This window comes from Methylobacterium sp. SyP6R (assembly GCF_019216885.1).
Classification (GTDB): Bacteria; Pseudomonadota; Alphaproteobacteria; order Rhizobiales; family Beijerinckiaceae; genus Methylobacterium.
Genome location: NZ_JAAQRC020000001.1, coordinates 3274637 through 3299299, shown reverse-complemented (window position 1 = coordinate 3299299; position 24663 = coordinate 3274637). Strand labels below are relative to the sequence as shown.

The 24663-nt window shown below is 71.0% G+C and carries 21 protein-coding genes and 3 tRNA genes; 7 read left to right on the top strand and 17 right to left on the bottom strand.

Translation table 11 applies throughout. The features are described from left to right. Positions 1–145 precede the first annotated feature (145 nt). The 6 genes from HBB12_RS15310 to HBB12_RS15285 form a co-directional block, all read right to left on the bottom strand. On the bottom strand, positions 146–934 hold the full coding sequence (locus HBB12_RS15310; RefSeq protein ID WP_236990136.1) for an ATP12 family chaperone protein: 789 nt from the start codon (positions 932–934) through the stop codon (positions 146–148). A gap of 44 nt (positions 935–978) precedes the next feature. After that, positions 979–1641, bottom strand: coding sequence for an HAD-IA family hydrolase (locus HBB12_RS15305; protein WP_236990135.1), 663 nt, complete (start codon positions 1639–1641; stop codon positions 979–981). Positions 1642–1731: 90 nt separating this feature from the next. After that, positions 1732–2118, bottom strand: a complete 387-nt coding sequence (locus HBB12_RS15300; RefSeq protein WP_236990134.1) for a hypothetical protein — start codon at positions 2116–2118, stop codon at positions 1732–1734. A 240-nt stretch (positions 2119–2358) separates the two neighbouring features. Further along, the gene (locus tag HBB12_RS15295; protein WP_236990133.1) at positions 2359–3876 is read right to left on the bottom strand and encodes an RluA family pseudouridine synthase; all 1518 of its coding nucleotides are present in this window, start codon (positions 3874–3876) and stop codon (positions 2359–2361) included. A gap of 92 nt (positions 3877–3968) precedes the next feature. Beyond that, positions 3969–4799, bottom strand: a complete 831-nt coding sequence (locus HBB12_RS15290; protein ID WP_236990132.1) for a ParA family protein — start codon at positions 4797–4799, stop codon at positions 3969–3971. Between the two features lie 104 nt (positions 4800–4903). Then, positions 4904–6220 (bottom strand): replication-associated recombination protein A, encoded by a 1317-nt coding sequence (locus tag HBB12_RS15285; protein WP_236990131.1) that lies wholly within the window; start codon positions 6218–6220, stop codon positions 4904–4906. Between the two features lie 156 nt (positions 6221–6376). On the opposite strand from HBB12_RS15285, the gene HBB12_RS15280 reads away from it, so the two are divergent. Then, positions 6377–7426: a hypothetical protein gene (locus HBB12_RS15280; RefSeq protein ID WP_236990130.1), complete on the top strand. Its 1050-nt coding sequence runs from the start codon at positions 6377–6379 to the stop codon at positions 7424–7426. Between the two features lie 212 nt (positions 7427–7638). On the opposite strand, the gene HBB12_RS15275 is transcribed toward HBB12_RS15280, so the two are convergent. The 3 genes from HBB12_RS15275 to dnaK all read right to left on the bottom strand — a co-directional run bounded on the left by HBB12_RS15275 (position 7639) and on the right by dnaK (position 11728). Beyond that, positions 7639–8289 (bottom strand): class I SAM-dependent methyltransferase, encoded by a 651-nt coding sequence (locus HBB12_RS15275; protein WP_442919271.1) that lies wholly within the window; start codon positions 8287–8289, stop codon positions 7639–7641. Positions 8290–8483: 194 nt separating this feature from the next. Beyond that, entirely contained in the window at positions 8484–9659 is a 1176-nt protein-coding gene (dnaJ, locus tag HBB12_RS15270; protein ID WP_236990129.1) for a molecular chaperone DnaJ, read from the bottom strand. Between the two features lie 149 nt (positions 9660–9808). Then, the gene (dnaK, locus tag HBB12_RS15265; protein WP_236990128.1) at positions 9809–11728 is read right to left on the bottom strand and encodes a molecular chaperone DnaK; all 1920 of its coding nucleotides are present in this window, start codon (positions 11726–11728) and stop codon (positions 9809–9811) included. A 454-nt stretch (positions 11729–12182) separates the two neighbouring features. On the opposite strand from dnaK, the gene HBB12_RS15260 reads away from it, so the two are divergent. After that, the gene (locus HBB12_RS15260) at positions 12183–13181 is read left to right on the top strand and encodes a cupin domain-containing protein (protein WP_236990127.1); all 999 of its coding nucleotides are present in this window, start codon (positions 12183–12185) and stop codon (positions 13179–13181) included. 58 nt (positions 13182–13239) lie between these two features. Here HBB12_RS15260 and HBB12_RS15255 read toward each other — a convergent pair whose 3' ends face one another. Further along, positions 13240–13926, bottom strand: a complete 687-nt coding sequence (locus HBB12_RS15255; protein WP_442919270.1) for a YqgE/AlgH family protein — start codon at positions 13924–13926, stop codon at positions 13240–13242. A 165-nt stretch (positions 13927–14091) separates the two neighbouring features. Between HBB12_RS15255 and HBB12_RS15250 the strand changes: the two genes are divergently transcribed. Next, positions 14092–14574, top strand: a complete 483-nt coding sequence (locus HBB12_RS15250) for a peroxiredoxin (RefSeq protein ID WP_236990126.1) — start codon at positions 14092–14094, stop codon at positions 14572–14574. Between the two features lie 884 nt (positions 14575–15458). On the opposite strand, the gene HBB12_RS15245 is transcribed toward HBB12_RS15250, so the two are convergent. The 5 genes from HBB12_RS15245 to HBB12_RS15225 form a co-directional block, all read right to left on the bottom strand. Further along, a tRNA-Gly gene (locus tag HBB12_RS15245) sits at positions 15459–15533 on the bottom strand. Positions 15534–15557: 24 nt separating this feature from the next. After that, a tRNA-Gly gene (locus HBB12_RS15240) sits at positions 15558–15632 on the bottom strand. Between the two features lie 28 nt (positions 15633–15660). Next, positions 15661–15735: transfer RNA gene (locus tag HBB12_RS15235), tRNA-Gly, on the bottom strand. Positions 15736–15837: 102 nt separating this feature from the next. Then, complete coding sequence (locus HBB12_RS15230; RefSeq protein ID WP_236990125.1) at positions 15838–16308, bottom strand: NUDIX domain-containing protein; 471 nt, start codon at positions 16306–16308, stop codon at positions 15838–15840. Between the two features lie 19 nt (positions 16309–16327). Continuing rightward, positions 16328–17026 (bottom strand): fumarylacetoacetate hydrolase family protein, encoded by a 699-nt coding sequence (locus HBB12_RS15225; protein WP_236990124.1) that lies wholly within the window; start codon positions 17024–17026, stop codon positions 16328–16330. 149 nt (positions 17027–17175) lie between these two features. Between HBB12_RS15225 and HBB12_RS15220 the strand changes: the two genes are divergently transcribed. Together HBB12_RS15220 and HBB12_RS15215 are read left to right on the top strand one after the other, a co-directional pair. Continuing rightward, on the top strand, positions 17176–18621 hold the full coding sequence (locus tag HBB12_RS15220) for an FAD-binding oxidoreductase (protein ID WP_236990123.1): 1446 nt from the start codon (positions 17176–17178) through the stop codon (positions 18619–18621). After that, complete coding sequence (locus HBB12_RS15215; RefSeq protein WP_236990122.1) at positions 18618–19688, top strand: hypothetical protein; 1071 nt, start codon at positions 18618–18620, stop codon at positions 19686–19688. The genes HBB12_RS15220 and HBB12_RS15215 overlap by 4 nt, the downstream gene beginning before the upstream one ends. Before the next feature lie 6 nt (positions 19689–19694). On the opposite strand, the gene HBB12_RS15210 is transcribed toward HBB12_RS15215, so the two are convergent. Together HBB12_RS15210 and HBB12_RS15205 are read right to left on the bottom strand one after the other, a co-directional pair. Then, positions 19695–21545: an HAD-IIIC family phosphatase gene (locus tag HBB12_RS15210; protein WP_236990121.1), complete on the bottom strand. Its 1851-nt coding sequence runs from the start codon at positions 21543–21545 to the stop codon at positions 19695–19697. Further along, on the bottom strand, positions 21542–21784 hold the full coding sequence (locus HBB12_RS15205) for an acyl carrier protein (protein ID WP_236990120.1): 243 nt from the start codon (positions 21782–21784) through the stop codon (positions 21542–21544). Before HBB12_RS15205 ends, HBB12_RS15210 begins: the two co-directional genes overlap by 4 nt. Before the next feature lie 146 nt (positions 21785–21930). On the opposite strand from HBB12_RS15205, the gene HBB12_RS15200 reads away from it, so the two are divergent. Together HBB12_RS15200 and HBB12_RS15195 are read left to right on the top strand one after the other, a co-directional pair. Beyond that, complete coding sequence (locus tag HBB12_RS15200; protein ID WP_236990119.1) at positions 21931–24288, top strand: xanthine dehydrogenase family protein molybdopterin-binding subunit; 2358 nt, start codon at positions 21931–21933, stop codon at positions 24286–24288. Next, the gene (locus HBB12_RS15195; RefSeq protein WP_442919269.1) at positions 24285–24596 is read left to right on the top strand and encodes a DUF2218 domain-containing protein; all 312 of its coding nucleotides are present in this window, start codon (positions 24285–24287) and stop codon (positions 24594–24596) included. Before HBB12_RS15200 ends, HBB12_RS15195 begins: the two co-directional genes overlap by 4 nt. Positions 24597–24663 lie beyond the last annotated feature (67 nt).

The following is a 24663-nucleotide window of genomic DNA, read 5'->3' as shown; positions in this document are numbered from 1 at the left end:
AAAATTATCTCCGGACCTCGCATCACCAGCCCGCGACGGCGGAGCTTTGCTCCACACGCCTGAGCGATGCCGATTTCCGCATCGCGAAGCGATCGGTCGGAAATCGTAGGAGGTCGCGCGGCCGGGGCGCAGCGCCCCGGCCCGATCACGCGCTGAGCGCCGCGACCCGCGCCGCGGCTTCGAATTCGGTCCGCCGCCGGGCCAGGCGGTCCTCGGCCTCCGCATCCCGACCCCAGACCTCCGCCTGGAACGTCTCGTCGACATGGGCCGCGGCCCAGCCCGCCTGCGGCGTCAGCCGGCCGCGGAGAACCGCGAGCGCGATCAGAACCGAGCCGGTCAGGGTCGTCATCGAATGAAGTCCCGCGAGCGCGGTCGGGCTCGCCACCGCCTCGATGGCGCATCGGATGGCGGCCAGCGATTCCGCCGGTTGGGTAACGTGCATCACCCCTTCGCTCAGCATGAACCGCGCGTTCAAGGCTTCGTGCGCCCAGTCGAGCACCGGGTCCCAGGCCGCCGCTTGTGCCGCCACGAGCCGGGCGGGGTCCCCGGCCCGGTAGACGACGAGGTCGGTCCCCGCATAGGCCGCGAGATCGTCGACCACCGCCTCGCGCCGTTCGGCTACGCCGTCGAGCGCCGAGTTGACGAGGCGGGTCAGCGGCATCCGGGCGGGGTCGATGAACTCCTCTTGCGCCCCCCATTCTTCGGCCAGGGCCTCGGCCAGCGCCGCCTGCGGCACCGCGAGGTAGCGGCGGGCGGGGGTGCGGGCCGGGCGGCCGTCGAGGACGAGGCGGTAGCCGTCCTCGGCCGGCGCGACGCTGGCTTCCGTGTAGAAGCGCTTCGGCAGCGCGGGCTTCGCCGATTGGCGGGCGGCGCGGACCGGATCGGGTACGCCCTCCGGGTCCCCGAGCCAGTCGCTGGTCACGTCGTTGCTCATGAGTGGAAAGATAGGGCCTCGGGACTTGGGTTGCGAGACGGCGATCAGGCCGCCGCGATCCGCCGGAACAGGTCGGCTTCGAGCGCGGAGACGCTTTCCATCACCGCATGCGCCCCGGCGGCCCGCAAGGCCTCGGGCGTGTGGTAGCCCCAGGCGACGCCGAGCGCGGCGACCTTGGCGCCGCGCGCCATCACCATGTCGTAGGTCGAATCGCCGATCATCACCGTCCGGTCCGGCGCGGCGCCGGTCTCGGCCATCGCCTGCTCGAGCATCGCCGGATGCGGCTTCGAGGGAGCGTCGTCGGCGGTCTGCACGGTCGAGAACCAGCCCTCCCAACCGTGGACGGCAACGAGATGGTCGACCCCGCGGCGGGACTTGCCGGTGGCGATGCCGAGTTGCACCGCCGGCTCGCGGTTGAGCCGGGCCAGGAGGTCCGCGGCGCCGGGAAACAGCGATTCGCGGATCTCGGCCTTGGCCCGCAGCCGGCCGAAGGCCTGCTTGTAGGCGTCCGACAGGGCCACGACCGGCCCGTCGGCGCCGACGAGGGCGGTGAAGGCCTGCGGCAGCGACAGCCCGACCACCGACAGCGAGCGCTCCCGCGTCGGCGCCGGCAGCCCGACCGAGGCGAAGGCCTCGCGTTGCGCCGCCACGATCAGGTGCTGGCTGTCGACGAGGGTGCCGTCGACGTCGAAGACGATCAGGATCATTGCAGGATCATTGAAGAATCTTGGCAGGACCTCGGCAGGATCTTTGGGGGTTCGGGCCGCGCTGTCGCACCGGGCGCGGCCCGCCGCCGTTCAGGGCCTGGCGCGGGCCGGCTGGCCCGGTTGGATCCGCTCATAGCCCAGGCGGCAGCGGATCAGGAAGCGGCGCCGTGCGCCGCCATGCAGGCTGCGCCGCTGGGAGGCGCGGTTGCAGGCGGCGTAGCTCGGCCGGCGGCGGCGATGCGTGGTCCGCTCGGGCGCGGCCGGCTTGGCCGCCGCACCGCCCTCCGCGGGGGCGTTCCGTCCGTCCTGCTGGCGCCCGTCCGGCCGGGTCGCCGCGGCCTTGCCGTCAGGACGGGCGACGGGCGCCGCAGGAGCGGCGGCCGGTGCCGGGGTGGCGGGGGCGGGCTGGGCCTGCGCCGTCCCGGCGAAGGCGAGGAATCCGATCAGGCCGAGGCTGGCGAGCGCGGCGGGTCTCATCTGGCTTGTCTCACTCCCGGACGGAGCCGCTGGAGCATTGTCCGACGAGGTGGATACCGGTTCGTCGGAGACAATGCGGCACAATCGAAGACCTGGATCGGCGTCCGTTCGCAACGCGAGCGGACGCTAATCCAAGCCCACGCTTCTGCCGTGGTCGCGGCCCACCTTGAGAATAAGGCGCGCCGCCGTCCTGCCAAGGGCTTGCCCCGATGGTCCGGCCTAGGCTGGACGGCCGTAGCGTCAGCTCTCCGGCGCCTCGACGATCGGGTCGTAGCGCGCGGCGTCGAAGCCGAGCAGGTTCCAGCTCTGCACCATGTGGGGCGGGAGCGGCGCCGTCACGTCGATCGGCTTGGCGGTGCGCGGATGCGGGATCACGATCCGCCGGGCGAGCAGGTGCAGGCGGTTCTGGATGCCGCCGGGCAATTCCCAGTTCTCGATGTCGAAATATTTCGGGTCGCCGATGAGCGGGTGGCCGATATGGGCCGCATGCGCCCGCAACTGGTGGGTGCGGCCGGTGACCGGCTTGAGCGACAGCCAGGCGAGCTTCTGCCCGGCCTGGTCGACCAGCGCGTAGTAGGTCAGGGCGTGGCTCGCCCCCTCGTCGCCGTGCTTGGCGACCCGCATGCGGGCATCGGCGTCGCCGATCTCCTCCTTGGCGAGATAGGTCGAGATCCGGCCCTGGCGCACCTTCGGCACGCCGGCGGCGAGCGCCCAGTAGATCTTGCGCGCCGCCCGCGACCGGAAGGTCTTGGCGAGCGTCGCCGCGGCGAGCCTCGTCTTGGCGATGATGAGGCAGCCCGCCGTGTCCTTGTCGAGGCGGTGGACGAGGCGCGGCTTCTGGCCGTCCTTGTCGCGCATCGCCTCGAGCAGGCCGTCGACGTGGCGGGTGGTGCCCGAGCCGCCCTGCACGGCAAGGCCGAAGGGCTTGTTGAGCACCATCATGTCCTGGTCCTCGTAGAGGATCAGGGAGCGCAGGAAGGCGAGGTCGCCCTCCGCCCGGGGGGAGTTCGGGGCGGGTGGGCGCGCCTCCAGGCTGAGCGGCGGCACGCGGACGCTGGCGCCGGGCTCGACCCGGTCGGCAGCCTTGGCGCGCTTGCCGTTCACGCGCAGTTCGCCCTTGCGCACCAGGCTCTGGATGCGGGTGAAGGGCAATTGCGGGAAGCGGGCCGAGAGGAAGCGGTCGATCCGCATCCCGGCCTCGTCAGGCGTCACCTCCAGGGTCTGCACGCCGGTGGCCAGCGCCTCGGCGGTCGCCTCGCGGAGTGCCCGCCGGGTCGGGGGCTTGGCAGCCGGGCCCTTGTCGTCCGCGGGAGCGCGGCGCTGCGGGGCCTCGCCGGAGGCCCGGCGTTCGTCCTGGCGCTCATCGCGCCGCGGCCGGGCCGGCGCGCGGCCCTCGGAAAAGCTTCGGGCCGGCCGCTCCGCCGCACCCGTGCGCGGACGATCGGATCTCGGCGTGTCGGATTTCGGCTTATCGGATTTCGGCTTATCGGATTTCGGCTTGGCCGGAAACTTGCCGGCCGGGGCACGGGCCGGCGCCTCGTCGCGCTCCCAGGGCGCAGCGTCGCTCATGTCGCGGCCGAAGGCGGCGCGAGCCGTGGGAGGAGCGCGGTTGGAGACAACCAGGCCGGCGGCGCGCTCGGCGGCGTCGCGCGCGGTGTTGCGCGGTCCGGTGCGGGCCCGCGGCGGGCGGCCCGAGGCGGGTCCGCCCGGGCCGGTCCGCGACCGCCCGGTACCACCGCGAGAAGGAGGCTTCGTCATGCGGCGGCTCGTAGCACCCGCAAGCCCTTCCGTCACGCCCGGCGAATCATCGCCGGCCCGTCATCCTTGAAAATCCCCGTCCTCGCCCATCGTCATCGCCAGGAGATCCCGCGCGAGAACCCCTCCTGGCGCCCGTAGGACGGCTCCGCGAAGGCGGCGGCGCAGTCGATGCCGAAGCGCTGCACGAGATCGTCGGCGAGGCCCGAAAAATCCTCGGTCGCACGGGCATGGGGGCGGTGGCGGCGCACCGGCTGGCGCCGGGCGAAGGCCTCGCTCACCGCCACGTCGGTGCGCACGCCGCGTACCATCTGGCCCGGCCCGAAGGCGGTGCGCAAGCTGCCCAAGCTCTCCCGCTCGACATTGGTGCGCAGGTCGATCCGCATCGGCGCGATGGCGAGCCCGAGGGGCGCAGCGCGGAAGCGCAGCATCGTGTCGTGATAGGAGCGGGCGAACTGGCGCACGCCCTCCAGGCCGAGGGGGTCGAGGGTGGTGGGGACGACGACGCCGTCGCTCGCCATCAGGGCGCAGACCGTGAGGGCGGCGGAGGCCGGCGGCACGTCGATCAGCACCAGGTCGTGGACGCGGCTCAAGGGGCTGAGGGCGTCGGCCAGGCAGCGGATGTCATTGGTACCGAGCTGCCCGTCGAAGCCCCGGTCGGCCGGCACCACCGCGACGTTGTCCTCGTCGGTGGCCTGGGCGGCGCCGTCGAGGCCGGCCTGGCGCCGCAGGAGCGGCGTATGGGCGTTGGGCGAGCCGAGCCGGGCCGTGACTCCGAGCCCCAATCCCGCATGGCCCTGCGGATCGAGATCGACCACCAGGACCCGATGCCCCCTGGCGCCGAACTCGGCCGCGAGATTGACCGCGGAGGTGGTCTTGCCGGTGCCGCCCTTGCAATTGGCGATCGAGAGAACCCGCGCCGTCATCCGGCTGGACCGTGCGGGAGGAGGAGATTCCGTCTCATTCCCGCAGGCTGACTTAAGGGAGAGTGGCGCGTCAACGCCTATCGGTCCAGTTGTTCACACGGCCGTCACGAATCGTCGTCGGTGCGCTCCCGGCGCCGCGCATCCCACCACTCCAGGCGCTCGGCGACGCGGCGCTCGAAGCCGCGGTCGGTCGGCACGTAGACGCGCTGGCGCCCCAGGCGCTCGGGCCAGTAATCCTGGCCCGAGAAGGCGTCGGGCTCGTCGTGGTCGTAGCGGTAGCCCTCGCCGTAGCCGAGCCTGCGCATCAGCTTGGTCGGCGCGTTGAGGATGGTGCGGGGCGGCGGCAGCGAGCCGTGCTCCTTGGCCAAGCGCGTTGCGGCCTTGTAGGCGGTGTAGACTGCGTTCGATTTCGGGGCCGTGGCGAGATAGACCGCGGCTTGCGCCAGCGCCAGCTCGCCCTCCGGCGAGCCGAGAAAGTCGAACGCGTCCTTGGCGGCGTTCGCCACCACCAGAGCCTGGGGATCGGCGAGCCCGATATCCTCCACCGCCATCCGCACCAGCCGGCGGGCGATGAACAGCCGGTCCTCGCCGGCATCCAGCATCCGGCAGAGATAGTAGAGGGCGGCGTCGGGGTCCGAGCCGCGGACCGTCTTGTGCAGCGCGGAGATGAGGTTGTAGTGGCCCTCCTGCGCCTTGTCGTAGACGGGAGCCCGACGCTGGATCAGCTCCTGCAGCAGGGCGGCATCCAGGGTCTCGCCGGGTCCCACCGAGCGCCACACCTCCTCGGCCAGGGTCAGCGCCGCCCGCCCGTCGCCGTCGGCCATCCGCACCAGCACCGCGCGGGCTTGCCCGTCGAGGGGCAGGGTCCGGCCGGTCACCGCCTCGGCCCGGTCGAGGAGCTTGGCGATCGCCGCCTCGTCGAGGGCGCGGAAGACCAGCACCCGGGCCCGGGACAGGAGCGCGGCGTTCAGCTCGAAGGAGGGGTTCTCGGTGGTGGCGCCGACCAGCGTGACCGTGCCGTCCTCGACCACCGGCAGGAAGGCGTCGAGCTGCGCCCGGTTGAAGCGATGGATCTCGTCGACGAAGAGCAGCGTGCCCCGTCCCGCCGCCCGCCGGGCCCGGGCCGCCTCGAACACCTTCCGGAGTTCGGCGACGCCGGAGAAGATCGCCGAGATCTGCTCGAAATGCAGGTCGGTCTCGCCGGCGAGCAGCCGCGCCACCGTGGTCTTGCCGGTGCCGGGCGGTCCCCACAGGATCAGCGAACCGAGATTGCGTCCGCGCAGGAGCCGGGTCAGCGCGCCTCCCTCCCCCGTCAGGTGCTCCTGCCCGACGACCTCGGCGAGGGTTGTCGGCCGCAACAGGTCGGCGAGGGGACGGGGAGCGTCGCGGTCGAGGCCCGCGGAGGCGAACAAGTCGGACATGGCCGCATCAAGACCGGGCGGGCCTGCGGCCGCAAGGGCTTCCCGGCCGCTGCCCACCGCGAGGGTGATCCGGCGAGCCGAAGCTGCTAGGCTGGCGCTCCCCGGGCCCCTCCGCCGCGACCTTGCCGCGACGCCGTCTTCAGCCTAGCAAGCAGCATGCGATTCAACTTCAACGTCGTCGGCCCGGCGAGCTTCGAGCTCTGGATCGCCCCCGACGACATGCGCCGCACGCCGCGCGTCCGCGTGGTCATGGACCGGACGCGCGAGACCGTGATCGAGGCCTGGGTCCATTACCCGCAGCTGAAGGAGTTCGGCTGGCACGCCCACGGCGTCTGCGGCTTCAAGCTCGACGGCCAGAGCTGCCCCGGCCTGGACCAGGCCGGGCGCTACGACATCGTCGACGCCGACACCAACATCCTGCTCTACCGGCACGGCAGTGACTCCGCGCATCGCCCGGCCCGCGTCCTCGCGCTCGACTACACGATCCACCAGGACAACGCCGCCCGCGACATGCTCTTCCCGGAATTCGCCATGGCGTATTTCGGCATCCACGACATCCACTTCGACCTTCTGCGCTGCATCATCGACATCAAGTACAGCAACTCGCTGCTGCTGCAGGGTAGCGTGCTCCTGAAACGCTACGAGGACGTGATCCAGTCGGGCGAGTACGTGAAGACGATCCTGGTCGTCGACCCGTATGTGGAGTTGGCCAAGCGCATCCTGTACCTGCGCCGGATGGCGGAGATCGGCAAGGACCCGGCCCAGAGCTGGCGCGTCGACCACCTGCAGGCCCCTTGCGCCTTCGCGGCCGGGCTCGATCTCGGCAGCGTGTCGGCCCTGCGCAAGGGATTCGACCGGATCGATCTCGAGACCTTTTCCTGGCTGGAGAACCCGCTGACCCGCGACCTCTCCTGCACGTTCCCGGGCGAGGCGATGAAGCCGGGCCACTGGACCCTGGCGATCGAGGCGCTGTCGCGCTTCCACGTCATCGGCCACCAGCATTTCTGGGGCGCCTACACGGCGATGCTGGCCGACGTGCTGCAGCTCCAGGGCCCGGCCGTGCCGGAGCGCAGGGTCCCCGAGCCGGTGCTGGAACTCGCCGAGACCCTGAGCCGGGTGAAGAACACGCTCGGGCTCGTCGAGATGGACATCAACCTCAGCGACAAGGTCTACACCATCATCGAGAACCAGTGGGAGAAGGCGTGAGCGCCTTGCTCCTGTCGAGGTAAGCTTCGGCTGATCCCGCTCTCGACCTCATCCTGAGGTGCCGAAGCGTAGCGCAGGCCTCGAAGGAGGGCTCCAGAAGCCTCAGCGCAGGCTGGAGCCCTCCTTCGAGGCTCCCGTTGGTCGCACCTCAGGATGAGGTCACGGGTGGGACCGCCAAAAGCTGCCGGCCGGACTCGTCGAACCGGTGCCCCTCAGGGCCGGCGATACACCCACACCCGTGCCGGCGGCAGGTTCAGCCACACCTTGTTCGAGCGGCTGGCGGTGTAGGTCGTGGACTTGGCCGGGATCGGCGGCACCACCGCGTAGGTGAACTGCACGAACGGCGCGTCCGGATGCATCAGGTCGTGGGCCGCCGTCAGCAGGTCGAGGCGCTGCTCCAGCGGCTTGGTGAAGAGCGGCAGGCTCGAGATCGTGGCGCAGGCCGGCTCGGCGACCACGCCCTCCAGAGTGGCGCGGATGTCGTAGGCGTCGCCCTGGAGCACCGTGGCCTTCGGGAAGCGCCGGCGCAGCAGCGTGCAGAAATCCGGGTTGTACTCGACGAGGACGAGGCGTTCCGGGGCGATGCCGCGGCGCACCAGAGCGTCGGTCACCGGGCCGGTGCCGGGACCGAGCTCGATCACCGGCCCGGTGAGGCGCGGATCGACGTAGGAGGCCATGGTGCGGGCGAGCATCCGGCCCGAAGGCGTCACGGCGCCGGTGACCAGGGGCCGCTCGAACCAGGAGCGCAGGAACCGCGCTTCGTCCTCGAGGATGTCGCGCTTCTTCTGGGGCTTCGGCTGCGAGTGGGGCAGCGGGCTCGAGACCGCGACGGCTTTGGCCCTGGATCGGTGAGGCAAAGGCAAGACCGAAGACCCTTGAACACGCGAAAAAGTAGGTCGGGGAACGGCTGTCGTTCAAAGGCGCGCCGCCGTCAAGCCTGACGCGCCCGGAACGCCCCGCGAACCACGCAATCCCACTCGCGCGGGAGAACGCGCAACGGCTGCCCCGGTTCGCCGGCCTAATCCGTCAGGCAGGGACCGAGCCGCCGTCGTGAGGGTCAGGCGCGGCCCGAGCCGCTGAGGCCGTCGAAGAATTCCTTCACCCGGGAGAAGAAGCCGGCGCTCTCCGGGTGGTTGTCGGCCTGCGTGCCGTGGGTGTCGAATTCCTGCAGCAGCTCGCGCTGGCGCTTGGTGAGGTTCTGCGGCGTCTCGACGAAGACCTGGATGTAGAGGTCGCCCACGTCGCGCGAGCGCAGGACCGGCATGCCCCTGCCCTTGAGGCGGAACTGCTTGTTGGTCTGGGTGCCGGCCGGCACCCGGACCGAGGTGTGCGAGCCGTCGATCACCGGCACGGTGATCTCGCCCGAGAGCGCCGCGGTCACCATCGAGATCGGCACGCGGCAGAACAGGTCGGCGCCGTCGCGCTGGAAGAACGGGTGCGGCTTGATCGACAGGAAGATGTAGAGGTCGCCCGCAGGTCCTCCGCGCAGGCCCGATTCGCCCTCGCCGGCGAGCCGGATGCGCAAGCCGTCGTCGACGCCCGCCGGCACGTTGATCGACAGCGTGCGCTCGCGGGTGACGCGGCCGGCACCCGAGCAGGCCGGGCACGGATCCTCGATGATCTCGCCACGGCCGTGGCAGGCCGGGCAGGTGCGCTCGATGGCGAAGAACCCTTGCGCGGCCCGCACGCGGCCGTAGCCGGCGCAGGTCGGGCAGGTCTTGGGCTTCGAGCCCGCCTTGGCGCCCGAGCCGGCGCAGACCTCGCAGGTGACCGAGGTCGGCATCTTGATCGTCTCGGTCTTGCCGGTGAAGGCCTCCTCGAGGCTGATCTCGAGGTTGTAGCGCAGGTCGGCGCCGCGCTCGCGGCCGCCGCCCGGACGCCCGCCCTGGCCGCCGCCGGGGCGCCCACCTCCGGGACCGCCACGGGCGTCGCCGAAGAAGGTGTCGAAGATGTCCGACATGAAGTCGCCGAACTCGTTGCCGAATCCGGGGCCGCCCTGCCCGCCCTGCGAGAAGGCGGCGTGGCCGAAACGGTCGTAGGCGGCGCGCTTCTGCCCGTCGGACAGGCACTGATAGGCCTCGTTGAGCTCCTTGAACTTGAGCTCGGCCTCCTTGTCGCCGGGGTTGCGGTCGGGGTGGTAGACCATCGCCAGCTTGCGGAAGGCCGACTTCATCTCACCGTCGGTCGCGGTGCGGGCGACGCCCAGCACCTCGTAATAGTCGCGCTTCGACATTCCTGTCCCCGGCCCCGCCGTACCCCGTCGGGCATCGTCCATACACGTCCGGTCCCCGGCGCCGTTGTCGGCGCCGGGGACCGGGTCGCGCTGCAAAGATCACTGGGCCGCACGGATCTCAGATCCGTGCGGCAACCTCAAGGCGTGTTTTACGCCCGCTTCTTCTGGTCCTTGTCGTCGACTTCCTGGAAGTCGGCGTCGATGACGTCGTCCTTCTTGGGCTCGGCGCCCGGGGCCGCGCCCGCGGCGGCGTCCGGACCGGCCTGGCTCGCGGCGTACATCGCCTCGCCGAGCTTCATCGAGGCCTGCATCAGGTCGGTGGTGCGGGCCTTGATCTGCTCGACGTCCTCGCCGGCGAGCGACTGGCGCAGGGCGTCTATGGCGGTGGTGATCGCGGCCTTGTCGGAGGCCGGCACCTTGTCGCCGTGCTCGGTCACCGACTTCTCGGTGGCGTGGATCAGGCTCTCGCCCTGGTTCTTCACCTCGACCAGCTCGCGGCGCTTCTTGTCGTCGGCCGCGTTGGCCTCCGCCTCCTGCACCATGCGCTGGATGTCGGCGTCGGACAGGCCACCGGAAGCCTGGATGCGGATCTGGTGCTCCTTGCCCGTCGCCTTGTCCTTGGCCGTCACGTTGACGATGCCGTTGGCGTCGATGTCGAAGGTCACCTCGATCTGCGGCAGGCCGCGCGGGGCCGGCGGGATGCCGACGAGGTCGAACTGGCCGAGCAGCTTGTTGTCGGCCGCCATCTCGCGCTCACCCTGGAAGACCCGGATGGTGACCGCGTTCTGGTTGTCCTCGGCCGTCGAGAACACCTGCGACTTCTTGGTCGGGATGGTGGTGTTGCGGTCGATGAGCCGGGTGAACACGCCGCCCAGCGTCTCGATGCCGAGCGAGAGCGGGGTGACGTCGAGGAGCAGCACGTCCTTGACGTCGCCCTGGAGCACGCCGGCCTGCACCGCGGCGCCGATCGCCACGACCTCGTCCGGGTTGACGCCCTTGTGGGGCTCCTTGCCGAAGAAGGTCTTCACCTGCTCCTGGACCTTCGGCATGCGGGTCATGCCGCCGACGAGCACCACCTCGTCGATCTCGGCCGCCGAGACGCCGGCATCCTTGAGCGCCTTGCGGCACGGCTCGATCGTGCGCTGCACCAGGTCGTCGACCAGCGACTCGTACTTGGCGCGGCTGAGCTTCAGCGCCAGGTGCTTCGGGCCGCTCGCATCCGCCGTGATATAGGGCAGGTTGATCTCGGTCTGGGTGGCCGAGGACAGCTCGATCTTCGCCTTCTCGGCGGCCTCCTTGAGGCGCTGGAGAGCGAGCTTGTCCTTCGTCAGGTCGATGCCCTGCTCGCGCTTGAACTCGGCCGCCAGGTACTCGACGATGCGGTTGTCGAAATCCTCGCCGCCGAGGAACGTGTCGCCGTTGGTCGACTTCACCTCGAACACACCGTCGCCGATCTCCAGGATCGAGACGTCGAAGGTGCCGCCGCCGAGGTCGTAGACCGCGATCAAGCCGGCCTTCTTCTTGTCGAGGCCGTAGGCGAGCGCCGCCGCGGTCGGCTCGTTGATGATGCGCAGCACCTCGAGGCCGGCGATCTTGCCGGCATCCTTGGTCGCCTGGCGCTGGGCGTCGTTGAAGTAGGCCGGGACGGTGATGACCGCCTGGGTGACCGGCTGGCCGAGATACGACTCGGCCGTCTCCTTCATCTTCTGCAGCGTGAAGGCGGAGATCTGCGACGGGGAGTAGGACTTGCCGTCCGCCTCGACCCAGGCGTCGCCGCCGCTCGAGCGGGCGATCTTGTAGGGGACGAGCCCCTTGTCCTTCTGCGTCATCGGATCGTCGTAGGTGCGACCGATGAGGCGCTTGATCGCGAAGAAGGTGCGCTCGGGGTTCGTCACCGCCTGACGCTTGGCCGGCTGGCCGACGAGCCGCTCGCCGTCGTCCGTGAAGGCGACGATCGACGGGGTGGTGCGCGCGCCTTCCGCGTTCTCGATGACCTTGGGCTGCGTGCCTTCCATCACGGCCACGCAGCTGTTGGTGGTGCCAAGGTCGATGCCGATCACTTTACCCATGGTGGGATCCCTCGTTGGTGTTTTTTAAGCAGACCGCCGAGCCCCGAAGCAGCTCGGCCCATGGCGGTACTTGTCGAATGGTTTGAGCCCGGGCGGGCCGGACCGCGCCTCGCCGGGAACCCGGCGAGCGGGGGAGTTGCCCGCGCCGAGCCGGATATAAGAAGGCCTTTTGGGGGCCGCAAGGCGAGCCGGGCCGGCCCGCGCATCGCGATTTGCGTGGGGCCCACTCGTTGCACGAGGCTCACATGGGACCGTGGGAACGGGCTGCGGGACCGGCTCTGCGTCGGCGGTCGTCTCTCCGCCCTATGGTCAAGCCGCCACGACAATGTTGCGGGCTTGCCACGCCTCTGCCACGGACCGCATGCTAGGACTCCGTCTCAGGACCCTGGGGGACATCGATGCCCATGCCGTTCGGCCTGTGCCTTTTGCCCCGTGCCTTTTCGCCTGGAGCCTGATGACGCCCGTTCGCCCCTCCCCCCGCCCGGTGGCCCTGCCCGTGCTGGCGGCCCTGCCCCTCGCGGCGGTCCTGATGGTGGCGCCGGCTCCGGCCTCGGCCCAGTCCTTCCTCGAGGAATTGTTCGGCATCGGCCGCGCCGCGCGTCCGCCGGTGCCCCCGGCGCCGGTGCCCGGCGGACGCGCTCCGGGCGAGGCGCCGCTGCCCGAGGCCGCGCCCCGGCCCGCTCCCGCCCCGCCGGCGCCCCCGAAGCCCGTGGTGCTGAAGACCCCCAACGACGACGCGATCCTCGGCCAGGACCTGCAGCAGAACGGCAATGCCGGCTCCTTGCGCCTGGAGCGGGCGGGCGGCGGCTTCACGGCCCGCCTGACGCTGGCCGGCACGAAGGTCTCGCAGCCGACGGAAAGTTGCAAGGTCTCCCTCGGCGACGGGCAGCCGCTGGCGCTCACCGACCAGGGCAAGCCCAACGGCGTGACGCAACTGGCCTCCTCCGGCCCGGCCTGCCCGCTGCGGTTCGAGATCCTGGAGGGTAGCGTGATGGTCACGCCGCTCGGCGAGGGCGAGGCCTGCGTCTTCACCGCGTCGGACTGCGCCACGACGCCGAAGGGGATGTGGGGGCCGGGCGCCGCCACCCTGCTGCCGCGGGCGCAGGAATTCGACGCGGCGCGCGGCGTCGCCGACAAGGCGGTGCGCGAGAATTACAAGGTGATGACCCGCCGCGCGTCACGGGAGGACGTGCGGCCGATCGTGACCGAGCAGGCCGCCTTCTCGGCCGACCGGGAGCAGTTCTGCCGCGCCTATGTCCGCGAGGGCTCGCACGGATTCTGCCACCTGCGCTTCTCCGAGGCGCGGGCGCTCTCGCTCGCCACTCGCCTCGGCCTGTCGACGGCCGCCCCGACGGCCAGCAACGCGCCGCGCCCGGCGGCGCGCGTCCGGCGTCCGGCCCCGGCCGTCGAGGGGATGAACCCGGGCTTCGAGGCCGGCGCGCAGGACCAGTAGCACGCTCGCCGGACTCCGCCCGGCAGGGCACGAGCGCCGCCGGGCCGACACCATCCCGTCAGGCGTGGCCGGCGGTGGCCGAGAGCATGGCCGGCTCGATGCCGATGCCGCGCAACGCCCGGTCGTACTTGGTCTCGAGAGAGGTGTTGAAGATCAGCTCCGGATCGGCCGGGCAGTGCAGCCAGCCATTCGCCTGGATCTCGCTCTCGAGCTGGCCGGCCTGCCAGCCGGCATAGCCGAGCGCCAGCACCGCGTTCGCCGGCCCGTTGCCGGCCGCGATCGCCCGCAGGATCTCGATCGTCGCAGTGAGGCAGATGCCGTCGTCGATCAGCAGGGTCGACTGGTCGATGTGGAAATCGGGCGAGTGCAGCACGAAACCCCGGCTCGCCTCGACCGGTCCGCCCATCAGAACCGGCATGTGGCCGATGCGGCTCGGCAGGCGGATCGCGTCGGTCTCGGCGATGATGTCGAGCTGGACCAGGAGGTCCGGCATGTTGAGGTCGGCGGCCGGCTTGTTGACGATGATCCCCATCGCCCCCTCGGCCGAATGCGCACACAGATAGATCACCGAGCGCGAGAAGCGCTCGTCGGCCATGCCCGGCATCGCCACCAGGAGCTGCCCGTCGAGGTAGCTCGGCGCACCAGCCGCACTCTCCCGATCGCCGGCGCGCGGGTCCGTCGCCCCGCCGGAGGCGGGGTCGGGGGAGAGGAGGTCCTGTGGAAATCTGCTGCGCATGAAGCCCATGCTACGCTCCGCCCCGGCGTTGTCCATAGTCCGCTTGGTCCGGCATCCATCCGGTCCGGCGTCCAATCGGGCGGGAACGCGCGGGAAGGCCCGCGGGGTCCCGCCTCGACTCACCGAGACCGCCGCGCTAGACCCCGACCCAACCATTCCGTCAGGAGACCCACGATGACGATCCAGGTCGGCGATCACCTGCCCCAGGCGACCTTCCGGGTGATGGGCCCCGAGGGCCCGACGCCGAAGACCACCGACGACGTGTTCAAGGGCCGCCGCGTGGTGCTGGTGGCGGTGCCGGGCGCCTTCACCCCGACCTGCCACCGCAACCACCTGCCGGGCTACGTCACCCGCCGCGCCGACATCCTGGCCCGCGGCATCGACGCGATCGCGGTGACCTCGGTCAACGACGTGTTCGTGCTCGACGCCTGGTCGAAGGCGGCCGGCGCCGAGGGCATCGAGTTCCTGGCCGACGGCAACGGCGACTTCGCCAAGGCGCTCGGCCTCGACATGGACGGCACCGGCTTCGGCCTCGGCATCCGGTCCAAGCGCTACGCCATGCTGGTCGAGGACGGGGTGGTGCGGGTGCTCAACGTCGAGGACGCGCCGTCGAAGGCGGACGCGTCGGGGGCCGAGGCGCTGTTGAAGGCGCTTTGAGAGTACGGTCGAGGCCTCGTCGGGAAGACCGGCAGGCCTGACCATTGTCAAGGGCCTGTTTGAGTGAGTTGCCCGAACTCGCGACGGTCGCCGCGCGCAGCCCCTTCCCCCCTCTCTGCGGCAGGGCTGTCCGGGGACAGGTAAAAGGCGCGGGGTTCCCCTCTCCCCGCTGGCGGGGAGAGGCCTGAGCTCCGAAGGGGCTCAGGGAGCCCGAAGGGCGAGGGTCAGGGGGTATTTCCGGAGGAGCCTCACTCGTCGAGACCCCCTCACCCCCGCTTCGGCTTTCGCCTCCGCTTGCCGTGTCACCTGAACGGTGGTGGGATCTTCGATCCCCAGGCCCTCTCCCCGCCCGCAGGGCTGGCGTGTTCACACATCTTGGTTCGAGTGTTTTCCCGCTCAAAGGTAGCGCGCTTCCCCTCCCCCTTGTGGGGAGGGGCTAGGGGTGGGGGTGGTGCCGGATCGAGCGCTATGGTGCCTCCTGCACCACCCCCACCCCTGACCCCTCCCCACAAGGGGGAGGGGAAGCGCGCATATTTACAGAGGGTTATCTCTCTGAGGAGAAGTGTGAATCCGCTAGGCCCGCGGGGAGAGGGAATGTCCTGCGCCTCTTCCTTCCCCGGACAGCCCCGCGCGGAGGGGGGAAGGCCCATGCTCCCGACCGTCGCGCCCGCACCGTGCAACCTGTCGTGTCGATCAGGCAACGGGTCACAGATCGATGAGATGTGAGTCTTGGTGGACGCGTTCGAGGTCGAGACCGGCGCCACCCGGCGGCGACCCATTAGTGACGGTCTCACTGCCGGCTTTGCACACACCGATTTCCAATGGCTCGTCGCCAGGTTGCTCAGTGCGCACTGCCGTGTCTGGCTTGATCGTCATGGGACAACTGGAGCGGGCGAAGGGATTCGAACCCTCGACCCCAACCTTGGCAAGGTTGTGCTCTACCCCTGAGCTACACCCGCTCACACTGTCAGGCCTGTCGAACTTGGAGCGGGCGAAGGGATTCGAACCCTCGACCCCAACCTTGGCAAGGTTGTGCTCTACCCCTGAGCTACACCCGCCCAAACTCGTTCGGCCTCATGGAAAAACTGGAGCGGGCGAAGGGATTCGAACCCTCGACCCCAACCTTGGCAAGGTTGTGCTCTACCCCTGAGCTACACCCGCTCGCTGTTTTCCGTCGGCGTCACCGTGGCGGCGCCGATGAGCGGCATAAACACCATTCCGCCGGGGAGTGCAAGGGGTTCCGGAGCCGGCTTCGGGCAGGTTCTACCAGGTGGCGGCGGGCGGGGTGCCGTCGCGGATTTCGATCAGCCTCGCCCGGGTCGCCGGGGTGGCATCCGGCGGCAGGGCGTCGAGGGGGAAGAAGGCGGCCTCGGCGATCTCGCGGTCGGGACGCTTCGGCACCGGCAGCGTGAAGGTGCGGGCGACGTAGAGCGCAACATGGTCGCGCTGCGAGGACCGGTTGTTGAAGTAGAAGCCGTGCAAGGCCGGCGTGGCGCTCGCGTCGAGCACGATCCCGGTCTCCTCGCGGAATTCCCGGGCCATGGCGTCGAGCGCGGTCTCGCCCGGCTCGACGCCGCCGCCCGGCAGGTGCCAGCCGGCCATGTAGGTGTGGCGCACGAGGCAGACCCGGTTTTCCGGATCGATCGCCGCCCCGCGCACCCCGAGGGTCATCCCGCGGGTGAAGCGCCAGACGAGGTGGGCGCCCCGCATCAGCAGGGCCTGTCGGCGCGTCATCCCGCAATCTCCCTGTCTTTCAGACGACGGTCAGGCGGATCTCGCCGACGCCGGCGATCGTCCCGACCATGGTCTGGCCGCGGGTGACCGCGCCGACGCCCTCCGGCGTGCCGGCGAAGATCACGTCGCCGGGCTCCAGGACGAAGTAGGTCGAGAGATAGGCGATCTGCTCGGCCACAGACCAGATCATGTCGGAGAGGTCGCCCTTCTGGCGCAGAGCGCCGTCGACCGAGAGGGTGATCGCGCCCTTGTCCGGGTGCCCGATGACGGAGGCCGGCTTCAGGGTGCCGACCGGGCCCGACAGGTCCGAGGCCTTGCCGAGCTCCCAGGAGCGGCGCAGCGCCTTGGCATCGTCCTGGAGGTCGCGGCGGGTCATGTCGAGGCCGACCGCGTAGCCGTAGACGTGGTCGAGGGCTTCGGTCACCGGGATGTCGCGACCGCCCTTCGCGAGCGCCACCACCAGCTCGACCTCGTGGTGGTAGTTCGCGGTCTTGGGCGGATAGGGATGCTCCACCGTCTCGCCGTCGGGCACCACCTGGAGCGCATCGGCGGGTTTCATGAAGAAGAACGGCGGCTCGCGGGTCGGGTCGGCGCCCATCTCGCGGGCATGGGCGGCGAAGTTGCGCCCGACGCAGTACACCCGGCGCACGGGAAACAGGTCGTCGGTGCCTTGGATCGGGAGCGCGGTGCGCGGCGGGTTCGGGATCACGGAGAGCATGTGCCTGCTGTCTCGGGCGAGGTTTCGCGAAGGGCCGCGCATCTTGGAAAAAAGGCCGGCCGACGGTTATCTAGAGGGCGGTTCGGCAAGGCGCCATCCCGCCCCGCCGCAACCCCCTCCCCTGCAGACGCTTCGCCCCGGCGCCCCCCGTGACCCACAGCCTCATCGATACGCTCAGCTCCCGCCTCGGGGCCGCGCACGTCCTCACCGCCGCGACCGACATCGCCCCCCACCTCGCCGAGACCCGCGGCCTCTATCGCGGGGAGGCGCTGGCGGTCGTGCGCCCGCGCAACACCGAGGAAGTCGCCTTCGCGGTCGGGACTTGCGCCGCGGCGCGGGTGCCGGTGGTGGCCCATGGCGGCAATACCGGGCTCGTCGGCGGCGGCGTGCCGTATGGCGGCGTGGTGATCTCGCTGTCCCGCCTCGATCGGGTGCGGGCGGTCGATCCGCTGGATGCCACCATCACGGTCGAGGCCGGCTGCGTGCTCGCCAACGTTCAGCAGGCGGCCGATGCGGCGGGCATGCTGTTTCCGCTGTCGCTCGCCTCCGAGGGCTCGTGCCGGATCGGCGGCAACCTCGCCACCAACGCCGGCGGCACGGCGGTGCTCGCCTACGGCAATGCCCGCGAGCTGACGCTGGGCTTGGAGGTGGTGCTGGCGGACGGACAGGTCTGGAACGGCTTGCGCGCTTTGCGCAAGGACAATTCCGGCTACGACCTCAAGAACCTCTTCGTCGGCTCGGAAGGGACGCTCGGCATCATCACGGCGGCGGTGCTGCGGCTGCACCCCAGGCCCGTCTCGAAGGCGACCGCCTTCCTGGGCCTTGCCTCGGCGCGGGCCGCGCTCGATGCCTTCGGGGCCCTGCGCGACCGGCTCGGGCCCCGGCTCACCGCCTTCGAATACGTGCCGCGCTTTCCCCTGGAGGTGGTCTTGCGCCACCTGCCCGGCGCCGTGCGCCCGCTTGCCGGTGACCACCACTCTTACGCCCTCGTCGAACTGTCCTCGCCGGGCCCCGACGCCGGCGAGGAACTGGAAGCGCGTTTAGGCGGCCTGATCGAATCCGGCCTCGCCGAGGATGCGGTCCTGGCGCAGAGCGAGGCGCAAGCCGCCGCCCTGTGGCGCCTGCGCGAGAGCCTGTCGGAGATGCAGGGGCACGAGGGCGGCTCGATCAAGCACGACGTCTCGGTACCGGTCTCCCGGGTGGCGGAGTTCCTGGAGCGGGCCTCGGCCGCCTGCGAGGCGGCGTTGCCGGGGGTGCGGGTCTGTGCGTTCGGGCATTTCGGCGACGGCAACATCCACTTCAACCTGACCCAGCCGGTCGGGGTCGAGAAGGCGGCCTTCCTCGCCGAGTGGCCGCGCTTCAACCGCATCGTCCACGACATCGTCCACGCCATGGACGGCTCGATCGCCGCCGAGCACGGCGTCGGGCTGATCAAGCGCGACGAGCTGCCCCGCTACAAGGACCCGGTCGCCCTCGACCTGATGCGCCGCCTCAAGGGCGCCCTCGACCCGATGGGAATCCTCAATCCCGGCAAGGTGCTGGCGCCGGTCGAGGGCGGGCCGGCGGCGTTTCCGGTCAAGGTCGCGGCCTCATGATCTCGCTATTCCGTCAGGCACCCGCGGCCCCGGCGGGGCTCACCGCGGCCGCCCTGCTCGGCGCCTTCGAGAGCCTCGGCGACAATTGCGAGTTCGGCATCGCCCAGCGCTATGCCGGCATCGATCCCCTCGGGCTGTTCCGCCTCTCCTCGGCGCCGATCGCCGACCTGACCCACGCGGTCGAGACGCGGTTTTCGCATTACGGCGGTGCGGAGGACATCGAGGTCCGGGTCGGTGCCGGCGGCTACCTGTTCTGCCACAGCCGGCGTTACGGCTTCGCCTACCATACGGGCGACACGGCGCCCCGGGTGAAGCCGGCCGACATCCTCGCGCGAGAGATCCGCCGGGTCGACTACCTGAAGGACAGGCTGCTCGCGGATCTCGCGGTGGGAGACAAGATCCTCGTCCGCAAGGGACCGCCCGGAGAGACGGACATCGCGGTGCGCCGCCTGTTCGCGGCGCTCCGGACGATCGGGCCGGTGACGCTGCTGCGGGTCTGCGAGGCGGGCGAGGTCCCGCCCGGCCGGGTCGTCTGGCGCGGCGAGGGACTGATGCAGGGCACGCTGCCGCATTTCGCGCCCTATGCCACGGCGACCGATGCCGACCTCGCCGGCTGGCTCGCGGTCTGCGGCCGGGCCTACGCGCTCCGCCACAGCCTGGTCGAGGCCCCCGCTCTGGCACCCGACGGCCCGCCGCTCCTCGCGGACCCCGCGACCGCCCGCCACGCCCTCGATGCCGCCGCACCCGATCCCGGAACGCTCGCTGCCTCCCGCCCCGTCTCCGGATTGCGGGGAAACCGCCTCCACGTCGTTTCGGCGGAGATCCGCTTAGGCGAGGATTTTTCCGGGACCCGGGCCGCCCTCACCTTCGTCGATACTGCGCCTCATGCCCGCCGCGAGGCGGACCCCGCCTGCCGCGGCGCCTGGCAGACGATCTACACCGCCACCCGGACCCGCAAGCGCCAGGCCGAGGCGACGATCGGCCTGATTCTGGCAGGTCCCGCGGGCACCGCGGTCGAGACGCGGAACTGGCGGGTGACGGAAGGGTGCCTGCCGGGGGTGGGGTGACGGCCCTCAGCCCGCCGCCACCGCCATCGGCAGATCTGCCGGCGGCGCGTAGCCGGCGAGATCGAGCACCCAGCGCCCCTCCCTGTCGGCGGTGAAGCCGAGTCGCGGGTAGAGATCGGCCACCATCCCGTTGCGCCCGCTCGCCCGGTAGAGCCCGACGAGGCGCCGGGCGCCCCGGCGGGCCGCCTGCGCCGCCAGCACCGCGAGCGTCCCTTCCTCGACCCGCCGCCCGAGCACCCGGCAGCTCATCAGCCAGGTCTCGACGACGAGGTCGCTGCCGCCGAGCCGGCCGATGACGACCGCGATCACGCCGTTGTCGCCGAGTCGATCGGTGAGGCGCAACTGGAGCGTCACGGCGTCGGGATCCTCGATCAGCGCCGCGGCTTCGGCCTCGCGCAGGCGCCGCGTGGTGAGGTTGAACTGGTTGGTCTTGTTGACGAGCTGGACGATGCGCGGAAGCCCGAGCGCGTCGAACGGGCGCCAGACGAGCCGCATGCCGAGCCCCGCGAGGGTCGCGGCGAGGTCGGTCTTGCCGACGGACCGGCGCTCGCCGTCCTGCGCGTAGGCGCGGGCCCGCCCGCGATCCTCGTCGGTCAGGGCCACGGCCTCGAAGTAGCCGGCATCGGCAAGGCAGCGGGCGACGAGCGCCGGCTCGTCGGGCACCTCGGGCACCGCCACCATCGGCAGGTGCTCGCGCACGAGCGCGCGCTCGAACGGATTGTCGTCGACGAAGACCAGGGACTCGAGGCCGAGCCGGAGTTCCTCGGCGATGCGCCGGAGGTTGGTCGCCTTGTCGTCCCAGTTCGCCACGAAGGCGGCGAAGTCGGAGAGACGCAGCAGCATGTCGGGATGCTCGGCGAAGGGAAGCCGGGCCGTCTCGGGGTCGTTCTTCGAGCAGGCGGCGAGCACGATGCCGCGGCGTGCGAGGTCGCGAGCATACGATTGGAGCGCCAGGAAGGATTCTCCGAGTGCGCTGCCCTGGCCGACGACGAGTCCGGACAGCCCATCCTCGCCGATCGTCCCGCCCCAGAGCGTGTCGTCGAGGTCGAGCACCAGGGCCTTGGCCGAGCGGCCGAACCGGGCGCCGACGAGCCGGGCGACGAGGTCGCCGTAGAGCGGACCGGCGGCCGGCGTCACCGCCTGGCGGGCCCGCAGCCAAAGGGCCGGATCGTGCCAGGCGTCGAGGCCGTGGCGCGAGACGGCGTCGTCGAGGGCGAGAAGGTCGACGCCCTCCTCGGCCGCCGCATCGCGCAGGGCGGCGTTGAGGCGCAAGCTGCGGGCGGCGAGCGAACCCGGCATCCGATGCTCGTTGCCGCCCATCAGCGGTACTGCGGTCGGCAGCAGCGTCTGCTGGATCACGCCGCAGCCATGCGCCGCCCGAGCCCGGGCCCAGAGGGATGTCAGCCGCTCGATCGCCTCGGCGAGGCCCGCCTCCCCGGCATCGGGGTCGCTCGGTCCGAGGAGGTCGGCGGCGTCGAGGGCGAGCAGCACGACATCGGGCCGGACGGCGCGCAGGGCCTCGCCGTCGATCTCCCGGCGGTACTGGCCATAAGCCCCCTCGTGCACCGAGAGATGAAGGTCGCGGCGCAGGGCCCCGACCCGGATCCCGGCGGCAAGATGGGCGAGCGTCGAGGAACCGAGGAGCGCGAGGCGCCAGGTCGATCCGGACGGGGGGCCGGACGGGAAACGCCGCTGCAGGGCCCGGTCGAGCCGACCGGTCCGCGCCGGATCGAGGCGGGTGCGGGCGAGCGCCGCCAGGGCGTCCCAGGCTTCCGCGTCGGGAAGAGCCTCGATCTCGCCGATTCGGGCGGCGAAGTCCGCCGGCGGCGCCGGCAGCCAGGAGAGGTCGGCGCTCACCGTGGCGCCTTGCGGGCGATCACCGCCGCGAGGTCGCCGACGCTGTGGAGGCCATCGACCTCCCGGGTGGTGAGCTTGATGCCGAACTGCGCCTCGACCGCCACGATCAGCTCGATCATCCGGGTCGAATCCCAGCCCTCGACGTCCTCGGCGGTCAGCTCGGGCGTGAGCGGGATCGGCTCGCCGAACACCTCCTCGAAGAGCGGGGCCAGGGCCGCGAGGGCGGAGTCTTCGGTCATGATCGTGGCCTTTGGTCTACCAGCTCGAACCCATGCCGTCACGCGAGCCGTGCCCTGCGCGCCGGGGTGGGCTGCCTGCTTAGCGTCTTGCATGACGCTACCGAGTTGGTAGCTCAAGCCGACGAGAATCCCGGAGAATCCCCGGCATGAACGCCCGTCCCGACGCCCGCGACTTCGCCACTCCGCAGAAATTCGGCATCGGCCAGCCGGTGCCGCGGGCCGAGGATCCCGTCCTGGTGCGGGGCGAGGGCCGCTATACCGACGATCTCGCCCTGGACGGCCAGGCCTACGGCGTGTTCGTGAGGAGCCCGGTCGCCCACGGGTCCTTGCGCGGCCTCGATGCCGAGGCGGCGCTCGCGATGCCGGGCGTGCTCGCGGTGATCACCGCCGCCGACCTCGACGGCTACGGGACGATCGGCAACGGCCTGCCGTTCAAGAATCAGGACGGCACGCCGATGCGCAAGCCGGACCATCCCTCGCTCAGCATCGGCAAGGTGCGCTATGTCGGCGAGCCTGTCGCCCTGGTGGTGGCCGAGACCCTGGCCGAGGCCCGCGACGCGGCGGAGGCCGTGGTGCTCGACATCGAGGATTTGGGCGTCGTGACCACGCCCGACGAAGCCGCCGCCGAGGGCGCCCCCCTCCTCCACGACGACGCCTCCGGCAACCTGGCGCTGGATTTCCGCACCGGCGACCAGACGGCAACCGAGGCCGCCTTCGCGCGGGCGGCGCATGTCGCCTCCCTCGATCTCCTCAACAACCGCCTCGTCATCAACCCGATGGAGCCGCGCTCGGCCATCGGCGTCCACGATCGGGCAGAGGGCCGCTTCACCCTGCATGTCGGCTCGCAGGGCGTGTTCGGCCTGCGCAACTCCCTCGCCGAGGGCGTGTTGAGGCTGCCCCGCGACAAGGTGCGGGTGCTCACCGGCAATGTCGGCGGCTCCTTCGGCATGAAGGCGCCGGTCTATCCCGAATACCTGCCGCTGCTGGTGGCCGCCAAGCGCCTCGGCCGGCCCGTGAAGTGGACCGACCTGCGCTCCGAGAGTTTCCTCTCCGACCATCACGGCCGCGACGTCGCGGTGACGGCGGAACTCGCGCTCGATGCGGAGGGCAACTTCCTGGCCTTCCGGGTCAAGGGCCGCGCCAATATGGGCGCCTATCTCAACCCGCTCTCGCCCTTGTTCCAGACGGTCAACATCGCCCGCAACATGGTCGGCGTATACCGCACCCCCGTCTACGACGTGGCGGTGGAGTGCCTGTTCACCAACACCACGCCGATCGGCGCCTACCGGGGTGCCGGCCGGCCCGAGGGCAACTACTTCATCGAGCGCCTGATCGACACCGCCGCCGCGGAGATGAACCTCGACCGGGTGGACTTGCGCCGCCGCAACCACATCCGCCCGGCCGACATGCCCTACAAGGCGCCGTCCGGCCTCACCTACGACAGCGGCGACTTCCCGGCCGTGCTCGACCGGGCGCTGAATGCCGCCGACTGGGACGGGTTCGCCGCGAGACGTGCCGAGAGCGAGGCCAGGGGCAAGCTTCGCGGCATCGGCATCGGCGACTATCTCGAGATCACCGCGCCGCCGACCAACGAGATGGGCGGCATCCGCTTCGAGGCCGACGGCACGGTGACGATCGTCACCGGCACCCTCGATTACGGCCAGGGCCACCTGACGCCGTTCGCCCAGGTGCTGCACGACCGCCTCGGCATTCCCCTCGACCGCGTCCGCCTGCTCCAGGGCGACAGCGACCAGCTCATTGCGGGTGGCGGCACCGGCGGCTCGAAATCGCTGATGGCGAGCGGCACGGCGCTCGTCGAGGCCGGCGACCTCGTCATCACCAAGGGCCGCGAGGCGGCGGCCTCGGTACTGGAGGCCGGGCCTGCCGACATCGAGTTCCGCGACGGCCGCTTCACCATCGCGGGCACCGATCGGGGCATCGGCCTCCTGGAGCTGGCCGCCAAGGTGCGGGCCGGCCTGCCCGACCCATCGGCGCCGAAAAGCCTCGACGTCGCCCATACCCACAAGGAATCGCCCTCGGCCTTCCCCAACGGCTGCCACGTCGCCGAGGTCGAGGTGGACCCCGAGACCGGTGTGGCCACGGTGGTGCGCTACACCACGGTCAACGATTTCGGCACGCTGGTGAATCCGATGCTGGTCGAGGGCCAGCTCCATGGCGGCGTGGTCCAGGGCATCGGCCAGGCGCTGATGGAGCGCACGGCCTATGACGAGCAGGGCCAGCTCGTGACCGGCTCGTTCATGGATTACTGCCTGCCACGGGCCTCCGACGCGCCGCCGATGAGCTTCGAGAGCCACGCGGTGCCCGCCACCACCAACCCGCTCGGGGTGAAGGGCTGCGGCGAGGCGGGCTGCGCCGGCTCGCTGCCCTCCGTGATGAACGCCCTCGTCGATGCCCTGCGCCCCCGCGGCATCCGCCACATCAACATGCCGGCGACGCCGCAGGCGATCTGGTCGGCCTTGCGGGACGCGGAGACGGCCGCATGAGCGAGCCCGTGATCCTGGCGGCGCAAGCCCGCGTCGAGACGGCGAACGGCAGCCGCTACCTGACTCAGCTGTGCAAGCACTGGAGCCACAAGTTCCCCGACACGACCTTCACGCCGGAGCGCGGCGTGGTGCCGTTCGGGGAGGACCGCCGCTTCACGGCGGAGGCCGACCCGGAGGGCCTGACCCTGCGGGTCGAGGCGCCGGACCTGGAGGCGTTGACCCGGATGCAGGGCGTGGTGGCCGAGCACCTCGCCCGCTTCGCCTTCCGGGAGGATCTGGGCGGCATCGCCTGGACGCGGGTGGGGTGAGATCCCACACTCCGACCGGATGAGGTCGCGGATAGGATCGACAATGCCGGAAGGCGCGTCGAATCGC